An 18,355-nucleotide genomic window follows, 5' to 3' on the forward strand; every position below is an offset into this window, starting at 1 on the left:
TGTTTTTAGTTTCTAATAAAGTCTTTTAAGTTTTTACCGTGTTTTGGATCTGATTTAAGTTTACGTAAGATTTTATTTTCAATTTGTCTTACACGTTCTTTAGAAACTCCTCCACGGTCTAGTGCTAATTCTTCTAATGAGTGCACTCTGTATTTATTTCCATTTTCATCAACACCGATACCAAAACGTTTACAAATAAGTTTTTTATCTTCTGGATCAAGGTTGTTAACCATATCTAATAAGATTTCTTCTAATTCTTCTTGTGAAGCATAATCAACCGGTGAAACAATGTTGTCATCTTTAACAAAGTCACTGAATGATGAATCGTTTTCTTTACCGACTTGTTTATCTAATGAAATAGGGTCGATATTAATTTTTCTAATGTATCTAACTTTAGCAGCATCATATCCATTTTGGTATCTTTCTGCAATTTCCTCATCAGATGGTTCTCTTCCTAATTCTTGTTGTAATTCACGTTCAATTTTTGAAATTTTGTTAATTGTTTCTACCATATGAACAGGCACACGAATTGTTCTAGCTTGGTCAGCTACAGCTCTTGTGATAGCTTGTCTAATTCATCAAGTAGCATATGTTGAGAATTTAAACCCTTTGTTAACGTCATATTTTTGAACAGCTTTTAAGATACCTGAGTTACCTTCAGAAATTAAGTCAATAAATGTAAGTCCTCTGTTTTTGTATTTTTTAGCATTGTTAATAACTAAACGTAAGTTTCTTTGGATGAGTTTATCTCTTGCTCTTTTTCCTCTGAAACCACCTTTTTCCATTAATTTAGCTAAGTGTTTTTCTTCTTCTAAAGTTAATAATTCTCCATATTTACCGATTCAACGCATATATCATTTAACAATGTCATTTGTTTCAGTAAGTTTGTTTGATAAGTTGTATTTAATTTTTGTATCGTCAACTAATTCGATTGGTTCATCATAAGTTTCAAAAACTAAATCCATATCATCAAAACCTGAATCAATCCCTGCATCATCAAAGAATTCATCACTTAATCTTTCAACTTCATGTTCTTTTTCTTCATCTTCCTCTTCTTCTTCATCAGCTTCTATTTCTTCATCTGGAATTGTATAGTAATCTTCGTTTTCGTCTTCTTCATAATACTCATCATCATCCATATCATCAGAATCAAAGCCACCGTCAAAGTCAGGTTCCTGATCATCAAGGTCAGTTAATTTTTCAAAATCATAGTCATCTAAACTTTTTTCTTTTGCTTTCTTAGATTTTTTTGATTTTGCTGGCGCTACATCTTCAAAATCAGCTTCTGTATAGTCATCATTGTCACCAAAGTCAACATCATCAATAATAATATTGTTATCTTTCAATTCTGACATAAAATCATCAATAGTGTCTTCATCAATAGATAAACCTTTTGAGCTTAAAATATCAAAGACTTCTTCTTGAGTTAAGTAATCTTTGTGGTGCTTTTTAAGCTCTCTCTTCATATAATTAATAATCTCTTCAAATTTATACATAAATTATCTTCCTCTCTTCTTATCAGGTTTATTTAAGTTAAGTTTTTTCAAGTTATTTATTGTGTCAACAAGATATGGTGGCAATGGATCTCCCTTAGGTAAATCTGCAATTGTTTGTTGTATAAATGGTTCTTGTTCTACTATATACGAATTAAACGAAAGCATACTTGTCTCTGTAAAGAAAGTTGTTTCTTCATATAACTCGTGTAAATAATTTTCAATAATTTCTGAATTAACTTCAGCTTCAGTCATTCCACAATTTTTAAGTAAATATTGCTTGAATATGTCTAAATAATTTTCATTTAAATATTGTGCGGTGTTTTTCGTGACTTCTTTGTATAGTTTGCCAATTTGAGTTGGGTAGCTAAAAACAGCGGCAATATGTTGAGTTTGTTTTAAGATATCCAAAATATGAGGGTTCATCATAGCTTGAGTTAAGATTTTCAATCTATTTTGAATACCTAAAGTAGTGAGCTTGCTGTAAAAATCTTTTTCATCAAACCTAACATTGTTAAGTGCTTGAACAAACCCATCATATGGATCAATAGGTGCATAGGGGTCACTTGCAACAAATTCATCATACTTGACTTGTTCTTGAATTTGTCTTTTAGGAACAATTTTTAGTTCGTAGTTAAATTCTCTTTGTAATTGTGATTTTAAATATTGTTGTTCTTTTTCGCTAAATAAATCAAGGTATTTATTAAGTTCAACGATAAACAAGTTAAAGTGATTAAAATCATAATTATCACTGCTGATTTGATGTTTTATTTTTAAACGATCGTAAAGAAAGTCAATAGCAGATATTTGTAAATTGTTAATCAAGTCAACTAAAGTTTGTGCACCGTATTCATTTAAAATTTCGTCAGGGTCTTTTGAATAAGTGTTATTAATAATAGAAACATCAAAATTGTGTTCTAATAATCTACTTAAACTTCTAAATGTTGCCTCAATTCCTGCTTTATCATTATCAAGGAACATTAAAACTTTTGTGTTTTTAATAAGTCCTAAATGTTCTTTAGTAAGAGCAGTCCCCATAATTGCAACTACGTTTTCAATTCCTGCTTTATAACAAGCGATAACATCCATATAACCTTCAACAATTACAACTTGTTTTTTAGTTCTAATTGAATCTTTAGCATTATGGTAGTTATATAAAATTCTCGATTTGTTGAATGCGACAGTTTCTGGAGAGTTAATGTATTTAGGCGAATTAGGATCATTGTTATTTAGTTTTCTTCCACTAAATCCAACAATGTGTCCGTGTTCGTTGGCAATACCAAAAGTTACTCTATCCCAGAATAACTCGTGCATGTCTGCATTAACTAATCCTGCTTGTTGCATTTGATGTGTTGAATAATTTAAATTAGTTAAATAATTAACCAAAACATTTTTAGGTGCATAACCAATGTTGAATTTTTCTCTAATTTGATTGTCAATTTTACGTTTAGCTAAATATTCTTTAGCAGCTTGATTGGTTAAATATTGAACTTTGTAAAATGAGTTAACAATGTCTAAAACATCAGTTATTTCAATTGCTTCTTGAGAATAATTTATTGTTTCAGTTTGCTTATATTGTTCAAAATCAAGTTCAATATTTGCTCTTTTAGCCAAATATTCTAATGTGTCTACATAAGAAATGCTTTTGTATCTTTTCACAAACTCAATTACGTCACCAGCAGTTTCACAAACAAAGCATTTGAAAATTTGCTTAGCTTGAACAACACTTAAACTAGGTTTAGTGTCTTGGTGAAAAGGACATAGTCCAACATAACTATTTCCCTTTTTGTGTAATTGAATAAATTCAGAAATAACATCAACAATATCATTTGCATGTTTAATTTGATTTGTTATTTCAGAAGTTAATCTTGCTGACATTATTTCCTCCTTTGAATTAATTTAGTTAGTTTTATTTTTGAATAAATGAAATTACTTGGTCAATTGATACTCTGACTTGTTCCATAGTATCTCTGTTTCTTAAAGTAACCGCATTATCCTCTAATGTGTCATAGTCAATTGTTAAACATCAAGGTGTTCCAATTGCGTCTTGACGACGATATCTTTTTCCAATTGAACCAGCTTCATCATAAGTTACTGAAATTCCAGCAGCAACTAAATTGTTGAAAATTTCTTTTGATTTTTCATTTAACTTTTTAACAAGCGGCATAACAGCAACTTTGTAAGGTGCAATTTCGTAAGGGAAACGTAAAACAATTCTTGAATCATTATTTTCTAATTCTTCTACATCATAAGCACTTGTAATTACAGCTAACATTAAACGATCTAATCCGATGCTTGGTTCAATAACATAAGGAATAACTTTTGTATTAGTTTCAGGATCTAAGTAATCAAGTGATTCTCCTGTTGCATTCATATGAGACTTAAGATCGTAATCTGTTCTGTTAGCAACCCCAAGTAATTCACCTCAACCAAAAGCAAAATTAAATTCAATATCGCTTGTTCCTGTCGAATAGTGAGCTAACTCTTCTGGATCGTGAGCTCTAACTCTGATTAAGTCTTTTGAAATTCCTAATTGTTGTACAAAGTTATAAGCTTTGTTTACATAGTAGTCAAATCATTGTTGTGCTTCTTCAGGTTTTGTGAAGAATTCAAGTTCCATTTGTTCGAATTCCCTTGTTCTGAAAATGAAGTTCCCTGGCGTAACTTCATTTCTAAAGCTTTTTCCAACTTGTGCTACACCAAATGGTAATTTAGCTCTCATTGTTCTTTGAACGTTTTTGAAGTTAATAAAAATACCTTGTGCTGTTTCAGGTCTTAAGTAAACTTTTGATTTAGCACCCTCAACAACTCCTTGTGAAGTTTCGAACATTAAGTTAAATTTCTTAATGTCTGATCAATCTGTTTTATCTCCTTCATATTCTTTGATGTGCTCTTTTACAAAAACAACCATTTCATCAAAACTCATTTTTTCAGGAATTAAATCAGGATTTACTTCTTGAATTAATTTGTCTGCTCTATATCTTTTTCCATTAACTTTGTTTTCGATTAAAGGGTCAGAGAAGTTAGAAACGTGACCACTTGTTACTCAAACTTGTGGGTTCATTAAAATTTTTGAGTCAATTAAGTAATTGTTAGTTTCTTTGATAACAAATTCACGTTTTCAAGCTTGCTCAATGTTATCTTTTAAAAGTGAACCAAGCGGTCCATAATCTCAAGTATTTGACAATCCTCCATAAATTTCACTTCCTTGAAAAACAAATCCAGAGTTCTTCAAGTGATTAACAATATCATTCATTTTATTTTCTCTATTATTTAGCATAATTGTAATTTTATCACTAAACGCTTAATAAAAAATTTATTTTTTATTATCATAATTTGATGAAAACAAAAGAAAAAAGCAAAAATTTTTGAATTTTGTTACACATTTGATTTTTACACTTTGCTATTAATTTCAAAATATGTTTATCCCTTACACACTATGGAAAACATCAAAAAAATAGCTATTTTTTCTTAATTTTTGTGAAAAAAAAGCAAAAAAATACCGTTTTTTCCTAAATTATAGGGATAGAAGTAGACAAATATATCATCATTATTTATAAAAAGCATTTATAATTAAGAGGAACGAAAGTTTATTTTATATAACGTTATACAAAATTACTTATTTAAACAAAGGAGATATATGAAACGTTTACAATGTTTATATAGACCTAACAAGGATAAAAACTACCCTTGAGCTCTTAAACACCCAAAAGTTGAAAGTCCTTTAGCTCTATTCAAAACTCGTAAAGACGCTATGACCTGATTCTTATCATTAGGTTACGAGTGTGCAACTTGATTCCAAACAGATAAAAAAATCTGAGGAGGAATCGTTATCGAATTTAATGATAAAGATTCAAAAGGAAATATCATTCCTGAATTCGAACTTAACGTTGATAAATTCGACGGTGGTTTAGATTACGAAGAAACAGTAGAAGAATTAGCTATTGATCGAAAATCAATGAAACGTGATGACAAAGCAGCTAAAAGAAACTTCAAAGAAGTAGTTGATTTCAAAATCATTAAAGATCACGAAACATACTTCCCAGCTGATGATGATTACGTTTACGAAAGAAAAAAATCTGCTAAAGACTTAGAAATTGAAAAATTACAAAGTGAATTAAGCAGAAAAGAACAATTAGAAAAAGAAGTTAACGAACTTCAAGAAAAATTAGCTAACTCAGTTACAAAAGAAGTTTTAGTTGAAAAATTTGTAGAAAAAGAAGTTGAAGTTTTACCAGTGTGTGAAGATAAAATTACAGAATATGCATACATTAGAGACTTAATGATTTCTGAACAAATCAAAGTATTAGCAATCTACGCTAGAAAACTTCGTTTAACAGCTGCTTCATTACCAGAAACATTAACATCAATAGAAGACATCAAACGTATTGAAACAAACTTTGAAAATGTTTTAAAAGCTGCTAAAGCTCTTAAAAAAGATGTTAAAGGAAATGAAGAATACAAAGAATTATTAGCTGCTATTGTTGCTACTATTTCTAAAGCAATGAAAGAATTTGCTGACAAAGTTAAAGGAAGCGAAGAAATTGAATTCAATGCTGAAACAGAAGTTTACTCAGTATGTGAATTAGTCGGAAACATTACTTTAGCACAAAAAACTTCATACGTATTATTCAACAACTTACACGTTGGATTTGTTAAAAAAGACAACTACGACTACTCAATCTTCTTAGGTGAAGAAGCTCAAAGACAACACTTCTTAGTATTTGAATCTGTATTATCAGATGGTGTTGTTTCAGGTGAAGGTCAAGTTGTTACAACACGTTCAAGAGCTAGTCTTTTAGCAATTTTCTTAATTGTTTTAGGATACTCAATCTTAATCGTGTTAACAATCTTATTAGGATTAGGATACATCATTTAGTTTTAATCCAATGCGCAAGGCTTAAACGCCTTGTTTTTTTATTCTCTGAATGTGTTAAAATTTATATAAATATAAATTTAAGACAAGAAGGTGTAAGATGAGACTATCATTAATTTCATTAAAAAATAACTCAGTTGAAAAAGTAAGGGAATACTTAGAAAGATTAAAAGATCAAAGTGCACAGAACTTTGAAGTCATTCTTTGTTTAACAGAAAACTCAAAAGCAATTTTCAAAGTTGCTAAAGATTACTACCAATTTTTCGGTAACAGACTTATTATGATTTTCAACACAAAAAGCACTTCATATCAACACAATTTAATTAGTGCATTTAGAGTTGCAAAAGGTGAATTTATTACTGTTTTAAATTCAGATTCAACATTTAGAGATAGTTATGTTGAAAACATTTTAGAACAAGCACAACGTTGAAATGTTGATGTTTTAGAATTCAAACCAAAACTAATAGGTTCAGTTAGATTCAAACCAAAAGAAAGAGCTGAAATGAGCCAAATGTTTGATTTAACTAAAAATTCATTACCATTAGCGTATAGTTTCCCTTTCATCTTCAACAAAGTTTTCAAGAAATCATTAATTAAAAAATTCATTAAATATAGACCTCAAATTTCAAACGATTCAATTATGTGTATTGAAGTTACATACAGTCTTTTGATGAACGCTAAAAAATATAAATACCTTGACTATAAGGTTAAAAGAGATTTTATTTCATCAGATATTTGATTGAACACACAAAATTATGTTAAATCATTTGACATAATTAAACAAATAGCAAAGAATCAAAATTTAAAGATTAATGAAGAATTAGAATACGCAAAATACTACTTCTTAAAATTACTTCTTTCAGGTTTTTTAAAAGCAAACTACTTCTTCTATAAATTATTCAATGTTCAAGATGATGAAGTTAGCGAAAAACGTAGTTCATTCCTAAATGATAAGCACGCTGAAATAATTAAGAAAATCGAAGATACACCAGATTTTAAAACATTTTTAACAACCAACTATTATGTTCTACTTGATAATGATGAAACTAAATTACTAAAAACTAAATTTTCTAAATTAAAAGCAGATAAATTATTAAAAGGCCTTGAATAATTAACTTTCCATATGAGCTTTCTCATATGGTTTTTTAATGCAAAAAGTCAAAAATGCACCATAAAATTACTAAAAATTTTATTTATCAATAGATGTGCTAAAATTTATATATATTAAAAATATATATAAAGGAGAATTTACAATTCAAATTGTAATCAAGCACAAATGTATAAAAATGCATCTTTTTTCAAGAGGTTTTTTTCAAATGTCTTCGACAACTTTTTGTTTATAGCATTTTCTACAGTTATCTTCTTGATAATGCTAGATCACGCTAATCAGACATTGACTCACAGAATTGTTTCTGTTGTCTTAGTTTGCTTTTGAATGAATGTTTATTTCTTGATTTTACCTTTATCACTAAAAGGCAAAACACTTGGAATGAAACTATTTAAACTCAAACTCATAGATACAAATTCAAAGCAGTTTAGTTATAAACTCATTTTCAAAAGAAACATAATAGGAATATTTATGTTGCAAGTTATCTTCTTACTTACAATTATTCCAATGTGTCTTCAAAAAGAAATGACAATCAAGGAATTTGAAAAAACAAATGAATTTAAATCATCCAGTGCATTCATATCTGCACTAATGACTGCATGATTAGCAATTCAAACAATAGGTTACACAATGTTAATTTTTTACAAGAAAAAACTAACATTACTTGACTTAATGTTTAATACAAGAATTGTTGAAGATAAGCAAATACAACAAGTGCTTGAAGAAGAAATTGTGCTTTTACCTTTCTATAATAAAGGACGTAAATATCGTTACGTTAATAAGGAGGAGAATTTATGGGATTAATTAAACCTGATTTATTAAGTGATTTAAACGAACAGCAACGTGAAGCTGTTGAATATTTTGACTCACCTTTAAGAATTATCGCAGGTGCTGGTTCAGGTAAAACTAGAGTTCTTACAAGAAAAATAGCTTACTTAATTAATGACTTAGGTGTAAGCTACAAAAACATTTTAGCTTTAACATTTACAAATAAAGCTGCAAATGAAATGAAAGAACGTGTTTTACAATATTGTTCAAAATCAGTTGATAGCGATCAACTTAAAATCTCAACATTCCACTCATTTTGTGCAAAATTATTAAGAAGAAAAAGTAAATTAATTGGATTTAGAGAAAACTTTATTATCGTAGATGACCCTGACAAAATCCAAATACTTCAAGGTATTTATGAAAAAAGAGGAATCACGTCTCACGATATTAGTTATAAAACAATGATTGAGTACATTTCTTGAGCTAAAAACTTCCAAATTCAATCAGGGCCTGAATTAGCAAAAATGCTAAACAAGTCACCTCAACACATCCTTGCAGTTGTATATCAAGATTACTTAAACGAATTAACTTCAAAAGGTGCTGTTGACTTTGATGACTTAATCATCTTTACAAAACTTTTATTCGACACACATCCTGAAGTAGTTGAAGAACTTAAGAAATTATTTGAATATATGCTTGTTGATGAGTTTCAAGATACATCAAAACTTCAATATGAAGTTATTAAACAAATCATTGGTTCAAATACACACTTTACAATTGTTGGAGACCCTGACCAAACAATCTACAACTGACGTGGTGCTGATGTTAACTTAATCTTAGACTTTGATAAAGATTTCGAAAACGTTAAAACAATCGTGCTTGATACAAATTACAGATCAAGTAAGAAAATCTTAGATGCAGCTAACAATCTTATTATTCATAACTCAAACCGTGTTCATAAAAATTTAATTACAGAAAACGAAGAAGGTTTAGAAATTGAGTACTACCACGGATTCAATTCAGAAGCTGAAGCTAGATGAGTAGTTCAAAAAATTAATGAACTTAAAAAACAAAAACAACAATTAAAATCAATTGCAATCTTATATCGTGCAAACTACTTATCAAGACCAATTGAAGATGCACTTATTGCAGAAAACATTAACTACAAAATCTTTAATGGAATTAAATTCTTCCAACGTGCTGAAGTTAAAGATGCACTTGCATTCTTGAAAGTTTTAGCAAACCCTAATGATGATATTTCATTTGAACGTGTTATTAATGTTCCTAATAGAGGAATTGGTCCTGCTACTCTTAAAAAACTTAAAGACCACGCAGAAAACATTCACGATAGTTTATTCAACATAATGATTAAAGATATTAAAATTCTACCTATCTCAAAAGAATTAATTGTTAAATCAGTCTTCCCATTCTTATCAACTATTCGTAAATACCAAAAAGCTTTATTAACAAATAAAATAAGCTTAACTTTGAATAAATTCCTTGAAGAAATCAAATACTATGAACACATCGAAATGAATAAAAACCTTAGAGGGTCAGCTATTGATAACGTTAAGGAATTAATTAACTCAATTCAAAACTGAGAAAGCAACAATCCAGATAAGTCTGCTATTGACTACTTAAACGAAGTTGGCCTAACATCAATTGAAGATGAATATGATAACCTTTCTAACTACGTTTCACTTATGACAATTCACTCTGCTAAAGGATTAGAATTTGATAACGTTTTTGTTATCGGTATGTCTGAAGGAGTTTTCCCTAACAAGCGTGCTTTAGATAGAGAGAAAAATAAAAAACAATCATCATCTCCATTAATTGATAAATACAACGATACATTAGAAGATGAAAGACGTTTAGCTTATGTTGCAGTAACCAGAGCAAAACAACGTTTATTCCTAAGTGACTCACGTGGAAAACTTATTTCATCTGATATTGATAAGAAACCTTCAAGATTTATTGGAGAAATGGGAGTTGATATTTCAGACTTTATTATCAACTACCACGGAAGAAAATTTGATGATCCTACATTCTCACCTGATGATGAAACACCTACAAACAATAACGTTGTAGTTGGAGACATTATTTCTCACGTTATGTTCGGTGAAGGTGAAGTTGTTGAAGTTAAAGGAACAGAAATTGTTATCGACTTCATTAAAGATAGAAAAATAAGAACCCTTAATAAAAATCACCCTTCAATCAAAGTAATCACAAGATAATGAATTTAACAGCTATTATTGCAATTTCAATAATCTCATTAATATTACTCTTTGTATTATTAATGGGATTTTGATTAATTATTTACTTATATTACATAAGATCAACAGCTGGAATAATTTTGTTTGAAATTGATTCAGTTAATAAAAAAGTTCTTAGATTTTCAAAAAGAAATCAAGCATTATCAACTTTATTTGATGCTAAAAAATTAGGTTTCAGAACATTTAATTTCATCACATTACAAACCTTTTTTAGCTTCCTTGATGAAGGAAGTAGAAAAAAACTAAATGAATTCTTTGACTTAGTTAGTGATTCAGTTAAAACTTCTTTTGAAATTAAACTGAATCCAGAATTTAACACATCAAACCTTACTTTATTTGAAAAAATAGCTTACTTGCTTGATAAATCAAATAAAAGACTTAATTCATCATATATTCTTAAAATCAAACCTATTGAAAACAAAAAATTCATTTGTACTATTAAGTGAGAAAAAAATCAACTTAAATACAAATTTAATCATCATAATTCAGAGCAATCATTAAAAGAATTCGAACAAAAAAACTTCAAAAACAACAAACATTCTGTTTTAGCTTTTGCATTTAAACCTTACTTTATAAACAAAGAATTTGACAGCATCCAAATTAAATCAATTTTTGATAACTTAAACATTTCAATATCAAAAACACCTTTCTATATTATTGATGGAATTCTGTTTATTGTTAAGAATAAATTATCAAAATTTGGACACAAAAAGTATCTTAAAATGATTAATGAAATTAATGATAATAGGATGATTAATAAATTCTTCTTATGTGCTTCATTAATTAATGAAAATAAACTAAATAATAAAGCTGATAAACTTAAATTAATCAATAAAGTCAAATTCTCATTATTTAATTTAACGATTAATCCTAAAGCAAAATCAACATATTCAAATATTCCTGCAACAATTTCTCAAGATCCTAAATTCACAGAATTTGTTAAGAGATTAAATGAATATGTGCAATGAAACAATACTTTAAGTTCTAAAAATGCAACAATTAAGAGTACAAACATCTTTGTTTATGAAACTAAAAAAGCTTCAAACATTGTAATCAACTCATTGCAAAAAATAACTAAAGACGACCAAGATAAATATTGAACTGACTTCTTTCTAAAAATCCCACATTTAAATTACTTATATGAGAAAAAATGATACGACTTCATCACACAAAATACTGAAAAACTTGATGAAACTGGTAATGTTAAAAATATGCAGAGATTGATAAAAATATCTCAAGAGACATTTTTACAATCTAACTTCATTCTTGAAGAAAAGAAACCAATTTGTCTTATTTATGCATACAATAATACATTTGACACATATCATTTAAGACAAAAAATCAGTAACAACTACAAGAAAAAAATACCTACAGCTTTATACATTGACACCATTGATAAATCTCTTATCAATATCATCAACGATACAAAACTGCAAGCTATTGTAATTGGAGAAAAGATTTCAAAACAATTAAACAATACAAAGGTATTTTTAAACTGTTTTAATATTGTGAACTTAGCTACAAATAATAACATTAAGACCATTTATGAAGGTGCACCTGATTATTTAGACCCACTTACAATTAAAAAGGCTAATGTTAAAATTTCATATAAGAATGATAATTAAAATATCCTGATCAGGGATATTTTTTGTATAAAAAAATCAGCTTTAAAAGCTGATAAATTATTTATCTGACTTGTACACTATTAAATTAGGATTTTCTCTGTACCCTCTTCCTTCTTTAGCTTCGGGATTGCCATTTAAAATAGTTGCGTCAGCTGAGAAAGAATTGTTAAGTTTGAAAATGCTTTGACCAACTCCATAATAGTCTACAGGGACATTTAATGATTCAAATAATTCTATTTTTTCTGCATTAAATCCGGATGAAACAACTATTTTATAGTTAGTTGCTCCAGCTTTATCTAATGCTTCACGTAATCTTTTAATTTGTTCTGGATTAACTCCATATTGCTTTTCTTCATCATTATCAAACATATGGTCAATCATATTCTTTGAAGTGTCAATTCTAACGCCTCAAACAAGATTTCCGAGTTCATTTCAAACTTTAAGAGATTCACTAATAATATTATTATGATAGTCTACAAGAGCTATAAGTTTATTTTTAGGGAAAAGTTTATGATAAGCCTTAGTTGCAGCGACTGTGTCACCTGCAAAACCTTGAATTAATACGTGAGGCATACTTCCAAAAACATTTTCATCATTAACTTCGTTTTGATCTTTTTGAGCTAATGTAGAAACAGCTTTAATTCCACCAACTCTAACTGCATAACCATCCATTTCTTGATTAATGTAGTGGTCTGCTCTGTCCCCCATAAAGATGACTTGTTTATCTTTTGCAGCTTGCACACAGTGGTAAGCATTCGTAGCAATTGATGTATTTCTAGCTAAAATACCATCAATCATACCTTCTCAAATACCAAAATCTTGATAATGCCCTTCTAATTGTAAAACAATATCTAAATTATTAATTTTTGAACCTTCAGGTAAGTATTTAATTGTGTATTTTGATGTGTCTGTTTGTTCTTCTAAAAGAGCAAGAACTTCATTAATTCCACATAAAATTGAGTTGTCTTTTCTTTGAAAAAATTGCATAACAATCTTGTTGTCAGGTTTAAAAGTTTCTAAGATTTGTTTAGTTTTTTCGAAGTAAGATGCAATATATGCTTTTTTATCTTTGCGCATTTTTACCACCTGTATAATAAAACAAAACTACAACAAATAGTTTGTTGTTAAATTATTTTTGCTTATTAAGTTTTTGTTCTTTTCTTAGTTGTTTTACTTTTTGTTTTTTAGCTTTGTATTCTTCTCTTTGTTTGTTTAATTGTAATTTTTTAAGTCTAATTGCTTCACTTACTTTTGGAGAAATAAAGTAAATTTTAGGAAGCGCTTTTTGACCTGGTTTTAGGATTCTGAGTACTTTTCTTAAGAAGAATCCTAAGGCAGGTGCCGAAAACATAGCAAAGAGTAAAAGCATAATGTCTAAAACTACAATAACTAATGTTGAATTACCTTTGTAGTTAAATGGATGTAAATATGAAACAACTGAATAAATAGCAACACCACGTTCTAATTCAGTTCCTCCAAATTGCATAAATTTGTGCCCAAATGCATAAATTGCAAATGTGAAAAATAAGTAAGCAATTGGATAAATCATAAAACTTCAAATTGACGCATTTGAAATTCTGATACGTTTTCTTTCTCAACCAACAAGAGTTAAAAGTCCCAAGAATGGAGCAGCACCGTGCATAATTGATGTTTTAACTCATTCAAAAGTTTGTGAGTCACTCATTAGTGTTGGATCTGTTGCTACACCACCTCAATAAACTGCGACTACAATAATAATGTAGACCATTGAAGCAAAGTAAAATCTTTGTGCCTTTTTAGATGTTCTATAAAAAGGATATAAGAACATTGTTACACCCATAAGCACATTAGACATAAATGTAAATCAGTAAGTTGATCCACCTCAGAAAAGTAAGGTTGCATTAGGGTAAATTAATTTTTGAAGTTTAGCACTATCAACATTAGATTCATCAAATGTCCCTTTAACTTCTAAGAATGCTTTTTCAACTGCGATACTTCTGAAGTGTCATTCAAGTAAGGTTACAACTAAATAAGTAAGAATTAAAGTTAAACCTATTGAAAATGTAATTCAATCTTTTCAATCAAATAAATTAAATTTTGCTTTTAAAACTCTAAAAGACTTTTTCAATCCAATCACGACACCTCCTTAAAGTTAAATTATTTTAAATGCAGCTAGTAGAATAATACCTATAATAACTAGAACAAAACTAATTCCACCAAGAACAAATCATTTTGAATATTTATTCATTAAATATTTTTTCTTTAGTCTATTGAACACAAATCTATTTTCAGGTAAATATTGATCTGGAATTTTGTCTGTTTCTAATTCCTTCAGTAATTTGTTTAATTGTAAAAAATATTCAACAGTGTGTTTGTTTTTTTTCTCATATGACTTGACGTTTTGTTTTTTATTTAATTCAGCACGAACTTCGTTAATAAAAACTCTTCTGTATATTGCATAAGAGTTTTTATCCAAATCTTTATAAGTTCTTCTCATTAATAAAAATCTAATAACACTACTTGAACGTTTTTAGGTTTCTTATCAATTAAAGATTTCACACCATTTTCAATTTGTGTGATTAATTCTTTAATTGTTGAATATGGTTCTTTATTTTTTTGGTTTTTGATTTTAATATCTACATAAATTTCAACGTTTGAATGTTTATCGTCAAAACTTAATCTAATTGAGTTTGAAGCTTTAATATTTTTGTATGAACTAAGCGCAATGTTTACAACATCTAAAATTGCACTTTCTTGAACTATGTAATTTTGATTTGAATTGTAAGATACATTAATTCAATTCATTATTTATTTGCTTTTCCAACGTATTTTCCAGTTTCTGTTGAAACAGAAATAACGTCATTTTCTTTAATGAACATAGGTGTTTCTAATTCAAAACCAGTTTCCACAGTTACTTTTTTCTGAGGGTTTGTTGTTGTGTTACCTTTAACTGCATCAGGTGCTTCTGTAACTAATAAATCAACGTGAGCAGGTAATTCGATATCTAAAACTTCTGATTCAAATTTTCTAATTTGAACTTCTGAACCTTCTTTTAAGAAGTTTAATTCTCATTCAACTACTGTAACAGGAATTTCAACTTGTTCATATGTTTCATTATCCATTAAGATAATGTTTTCTCCATCTGAGTATAAGAAGTTCATTTTTCTTTTATCGATGTGAGCTGGTTTAACTTTATCACCACCTGTGTATGATTTTATAGTTGTTGAACCTGTTCTTAAGTTTTTAACTTTAGCTTTAACGTTTGCTTGTCCACGTCCTTGTTTTGAGTGTTGAGCATCTAAAACTACAAAAATTTCACCTTCATCTTGGAAAGTAATACCTGGTTTAAATTCATTAACATTAATCATAAAATTCTCCTTAGTAAATTATTTGTTTAATTATATTAAATAATTAAAAAATTGCATTTAAATAGTTTAAAAATTCAAATTTTGCTTAATTTAACACAGAAAAACTAAAATTTACTAAATTAGCCAGTGTGCTAGGTGTAAAAAATATTTTTAAAGGTATGTAATAGTCTTAAAAGTTTTTAGTTAGATTTTGACACTCTTGTATAATATACAAGAGTATATAAAGATACTCCTTGGCTATAAGATTTTTAGCCCAGAAACGACCATAAGGAGAAAAAATGCAAAAATACGAAATTATGTCAATCGTTAGTCCAAAAGCAGACGTTCAAGTTTTAATTGACTTATTAAACGAAGTTTTTGGAAAAGAAAACATTTCTAAAGTTGAAAAACTTGAAAGAAATGAATTAGCTTACGAAATCAACAAGTCAAAACACGGACAATACGTTTTAGCATTTGTTAATGCTAAAGGTTCAGACATCGCTGAATTTACACGTCGTTCAAATATTATTAAAGATATCTGAAGAGCTTTAGTAATTAATTTAGACACAGAAAAAGGTCTTAACGGAAAAGAATCTGTTAAAGAAACTAAAAAACCAGTACGTAGAACAAGAAAATCAGCTGCATCAGCAGAAGAAAAAGTTTCAAAACCTCGTACAAGAACAGTTAAAGCAAAAGCATCTGAATAATTAAATGCTTACAAGTTTAGTTATTCACAGGAGGTATTATGTTTAATAAAATTACAATAGTAGGACGTATAACATCAGATAATGCGATAGCGCATACATCACAAGGTGTTCCATACGTACGTTTCACAGTGGCAGTTAATAGAAGAAGTTTTTCAGCACAACAAAATGAAGTTACTGACTTTATCCCGGTTGTTGCTTGAAGATCAAATGCCGAGTTCATAGCGAGATATTTAAATAAAGGGTCTCTTGTTTTAGTTGAAGGGTCTTTACATTCAAATCAATATCACAGTAACCAAACAAACCAAATAGTAAGAACGTTAGATGTTACTGCAGATCAAATCGTCGCTTTAGAGTCAAAAAGTGTCAGAGAAGCTCGTGGTGGTTCTTTAAACGCAACTCCTTCTCCGGTGTCTGCGCCCCAAACGTATACTCCGACTTATAAAGCATCACAAAGTGTTGTGAATCATAATACACCTGCGAATGCTACATTTGAAAATACTAATCCAAAAACTGGTGCTACTAAATTACACGATTTAGAAGATCTTTTCGCAGCACCTGAGGATTTAAATTAAGGAGATAAGAATGGCTTTTTACAAAAACAAAAAAGGTTTTATTAACAGAAGAAGATCATGTGAATTCTGTGATAACAAAATGACATATGTAGATTACAAAAACGTTGATTTATTACACAAATATGTAACAGCAACAGGACAAATTAAAGCTAAAGCTGCAACTGGAACATGTGCTAAACACCAAAGAAAAGTTGCTAACGCAATTAAAAGAGCACGTTTCATCGCTTTAATGCCTTACCACGTTGTTCGTCCACGTATTCAAAAATCAAACTAATTTATATACTATTACACCACTTGTGAAAGCAAGTGGTTTTCTTTTGCCAAAAAACAAAAACACCACTTGTGTGGTGCTTAAAGTCAAATTTAATTAGATTTTCTCTTTGATTTTTTATTGCGCTTTTGTTCAATTTCATTAATGTAGTAATAGTAGATATATTTATAAATTTCTTTATTTTTATTTCCTACAAATTCTTCAATGTCATCAAAGTTATACAAGAAATAACCCATGTCTTCTGCTTTCTTATAAATGCGTCACGTATTATTTATGTAAAAATACTTTTTCTTGGTTTTCTTTTTATTTTCAAAATTACTATCACTTAGATCCACATCTCATGATGGAATTATTTTTAACTTCTCTAATTTGATATCAACTTTATCTTTCATTTTTAAATTGTTATCTTTTTTGAATAACTCACATTCATAAGTTCAATTTATATCTTTAAAATTATTGGTTATTTGTTTTAAAAAATCATTTCAATAACTAGAATATTTTATGAAAAAATAACGTTTTCTAGAGATACTGAAACAACTTCCGAATGGTATAGATGACACAACAAACCATACAAGAGGAAATGGAAAACCGATATCTGCTTCCTCTTTTTTAAGAAAATTACTAGGAGGATAGATTCATGCAAAAAAGAATGATAAAGAGATTAGAAAATAAATTAAGCTGAAAAACGAAAGAATTGACAATGATGTTTCACATCTTTTGTATAAGGTTTTTAATGCTATAAAACCATCTAAATACTTTTTATTAATTGTTGCATTATTGCGATTTCAATATTTTAATTGCTTTCACCTGCAGTTCTCAACTTTGCTAAAATTTCTACCTATTGGTAAATAGAAACAGTAAAATAAAATCAGTGAAGATAGAGTTAATAAAACCCCAATAACAATTCATAGAATAAAAATTGTTCAAATCCCTATTAAGTCCATTTTAACCTAAGTTATCAATTTTATTATTGTTAGGTAGTGTTTTAATATATCAACCATTTCTCTTGTCATACACTTTCATTAAACCTGATTTTTTAAGAACTTCATTATTTAACCTCTCAACAGCTTTCATATCTATTTGATTTAATGTTGTTGAATTTTCTCCAGAAATATTAACATTTGTTACTGAAGAAAATAACATTGTTGCATTAAGTAAATTATTTTTCACTTCTACCTCTTTTTTAATAGTAATTATCTATTTATTATTAAAATTATATTCCTAAAGCAATAACCCTTTTCTATTTTTGAAAAAAAATCTTTGACTATGTCACGATAAAGAAATTCCAAAAATAATTCAAAAAATAAGAATTATTGTCATCTCTGTAGAATTCATT

18 protein-coding genes are annotated in these 18,355 nt (G+C 28.5%); 8 read left to right on the forward strand and 10 right to left on the reverse strand.

Going from position 1 to position 18,355, the window contains the following annotated elements; translation table 4 throughout:
- Positions 1 to 5: 5 nt before the first annotated feature.
- Genes ACMZI9_RS00130 through ACMZI9_RS00140 form a run of 3 tightly spaced genes read right to left on the reverse strand, consistent with a single transcriptional unit; the run spans position 6 to position 4,773 of the window.
- Complete coding sequence (locus ACMZI9_RS00130) at positions 6 to 1,496, reverse strand: RNA polymerase sigma factor (RefSeq protein ID WP_416098995.1); 1,491 nt, start codon at positions 1,494 to 1,496, stop codon at positions 6 to 8.
- 3 nt (positions 1,497 to 1,499) lie between these two features.
- Positions 1,500 to 3,371 (reverse strand): DNA primase, encoded by a 1,872-nt coding sequence (gene dnaG / locus ACMZI9_RS00135; protein ID WP_416098996.1) that lies wholly within the window; start codon positions 3,369 to 3,371, stop codon positions 1,500 to 1,502.
- Between the two features lie 31 nt (positions 3,372 to 3,402).
- A complete protein-coding gene (locus ACMZI9_RS00140; RefSeq protein ID WP_416098997.1) occupies positions 3,403 to 4,773 on the reverse strand; it encodes a glycine--tRNA ligase in 1,371 nt (456 codons plus the stop codon).
- 360 nt (positions 4,774 to 5,133) lie between these two features.
- Here ACMZI9_RS00140 and ACMZI9_RS00145 point away from each other — a divergent pair, with 360 nt between their 5' ends.
- From ACMZI9_RS00145 to ACMZI9_RS00165, 5 genes are all read left to right on the forward strand, one after another.
- Positions 5,134 to 6,372, forward strand: coding sequence for an MAG3090 family protein (locus ACMZI9_RS00145; protein ID WP_416098998.1), 1,239 nt, complete (start codon positions 5,134 to 5,136; stop codon positions 6,370 to 6,372).
- Positions 6,373 to 6,469: 97 nt separating this feature from the next.
- The gene (locus ACMZI9_RS00150) at positions 6,470 to 7,480 is read left to right on the forward strand and encodes a glycosyltransferase (RefSeq protein WP_348866161.1); all 1,011 of its coding nucleotides are present in this window, start codon (positions 6,470 to 6,472) and stop codon (positions 7,478 to 7,480) included.
- A gap of 165 nt (positions 7,481 to 7,645) precedes the next feature.
- Positions 7,646 to 8,281: an RDD family protein gene (locus ACMZI9_RS00155; protein ID WP_416099000.1), complete on the forward strand. Its 636-nt coding sequence runs from the start codon at positions 7,646 to 7,648 to the stop codon at positions 8,279 to 8,281.
- Positions 8,272 to 10,479, forward strand: coding sequence for an ATP-dependent helicase (locus tag ACMZI9_RS00160; RefSeq protein WP_416099001.1), 2,208 nt, complete (start codon positions 8,272 to 8,274; stop codon positions 10,477 to 10,479). Before ACMZI9_RS00155 ends, ACMZI9_RS00160 begins: the two co-directional genes overlap by 10 nt.
- Entirely contained in the window at positions 10,479 to 12,143 is a 1,665-nt protein-coding gene (locus tag ACMZI9_RS00165) for an MHO_4530 family protein (RefSeq protein ID WP_323680206.1), read from the forward strand. The genes ACMZI9_RS00160 and ACMZI9_RS00165 overlap by 1 nt, the downstream gene beginning before the upstream one ends.
- A gap of 57 nt (positions 12,144 to 12,200) precedes the next feature.
- Here the strand turns inward: ACMZI9_RS00165 and ACMZI9_RS00170 are convergent, their stop codons facing one another.
- Genes ACMZI9_RS00170 through efp form a run of 5 tightly spaced genes read right to left on the reverse strand, consistent with a single transcriptional unit; the run spans position 12,201 to position 15,490 of the window.
- Positions 12,201 to 13,220 carry a nicotinate phosphoribosyltransferase gene (locus tag ACMZI9_RS00170; RefSeq protein ID WP_416099002.1) on the reverse strand — a complete coding sequence of 340 codons (1,020 nt, stop codon included), beginning with the start codon at positions 13,218 to 13,220 and terminating at the stop codon, positions 12,201 to 12,203.
- 52 nt (positions 13,221 to 13,272) lie between these two features.
- The gene (locus ACMZI9_RS00175) at positions 13,273 to 14,250 is read right to left on the reverse strand and encodes an MAGa3780 family membrane protein (protein WP_416099004.1); all 978 of its coding nucleotides are present in this window, start codon (positions 14,248 to 14,250) and stop codon (positions 13,273 to 13,275) included.
- A 24-nt stretch (positions 14,251 to 14,274) separates the two neighbouring features.
- Positions 14,275 to 14,619: a hypothetical protein gene (locus tag ACMZI9_RS00180; RefSeq protein WP_416099005.1), complete on the reverse strand. Its 345-nt coding sequence runs from the start codon at positions 14,617 to 14,619 to the stop codon at positions 14,275 to 14,277.
- Complete coding sequence (locus ACMZI9_RS00185; RefSeq protein WP_257089681.1) at positions 14,619 to 14,927, reverse strand: MMB_0454 family protein; 309 nt, start codon at positions 14,925 to 14,927, stop codon at positions 14,619 to 14,621. The genes ACMZI9_RS00180 and ACMZI9_RS00185 overlap by 1 nt, the downstream gene beginning before the upstream one ends.
- Positions 14,927 to 15,490 carry an elongation factor P gene (efp, locus tag ACMZI9_RS00190; protein ID WP_257089679.1) on the reverse strand — a complete coding sequence of 188 codons (564 nt, stop codon included), beginning with the start codon at positions 15,488 to 15,490 and terminating at the stop codon, positions 14,927 to 14,929. Before efp ends, ACMZI9_RS00185 begins: the two co-directional genes overlap by 1 nt.
- A gap of 278 nt (positions 15,491 to 15,768) precedes the next feature.
- On the opposite strand from efp, the gene rpsF reads away from it, so the two are divergent.
- The 3 genes from rpsF to rpsR are packed head-to-tail and all read left to right on the forward strand — an operon-like array spanning position 15,769 to position 17,022.
- Entirely contained in the window at positions 15,769 to 16,176 is a 408-nt protein-coding gene (rpsF, locus tag ACMZI9_RS00195) for a 30S ribosomal protein S6 (protein WP_416099006.1), read from the forward strand.
- Positions 16,177 to 16,214: 38 nt separating this feature from the next.
- Positions 16,215 to 16,748, forward strand: a complete 534-nt coding sequence (locus ACMZI9_RS00200) for a single-stranded DNA-binding protein (protein ID WP_416099007.1) — start codon at positions 16,215 to 16,217, stop codon at positions 16,746 to 16,748.
- Between the two features lie 10 nt (positions 16,749 to 16,758).
- A complete protein-coding gene (gene rpsR / locus ACMZI9_RS00205; protein WP_257089673.1) occupies positions 16,759 to 17,022 on the forward strand; it encodes a 30S ribosomal protein S18 in 264 nt (87 codons plus the stop codon).
- A gap of 89 nt (positions 17,023 to 17,111) precedes the next feature.
- On the opposite strand, the gene ACMZI9_RS00210 is transcribed toward rpsR, so the two are convergent.
- Together ACMZI9_RS00210 and ACMZI9_RS00215 are read right to left on the reverse strand one after the other, a co-directional pair.
- Complete coding sequence (locus ACMZI9_RS00210) at positions 17,112 to 17,411, reverse strand: hypothetical protein (RefSeq protein WP_416099008.1); 300 nt, start codon at positions 17,409 to 17,411, stop codon at positions 17,112 to 17,114.
- A gap of 553 nt (positions 17,412 to 17,964) precedes the next feature.
- Positions 17,965 to 18,189, reverse strand: a complete 225-nt coding sequence (locus tag ACMZI9_RS00215; protein ID WP_416099009.1) for a hypothetical protein — start codon at positions 18,187 to 18,189, stop codon at positions 17,965 to 17,967.
- Positions 18,190 to 18,355 lie beyond the last annotated feature (166 nt).

Source organism: Mycoplasma sp. 4079 (genome assembly GCF_047785185.1).
In the GTDB taxonomy this organism is placed as follows: Bacteria; Bacillota_I; Bacilli_A; order Mycoplasmatales; family Metamycoplasmataceae; genus Mycoplasmopsis.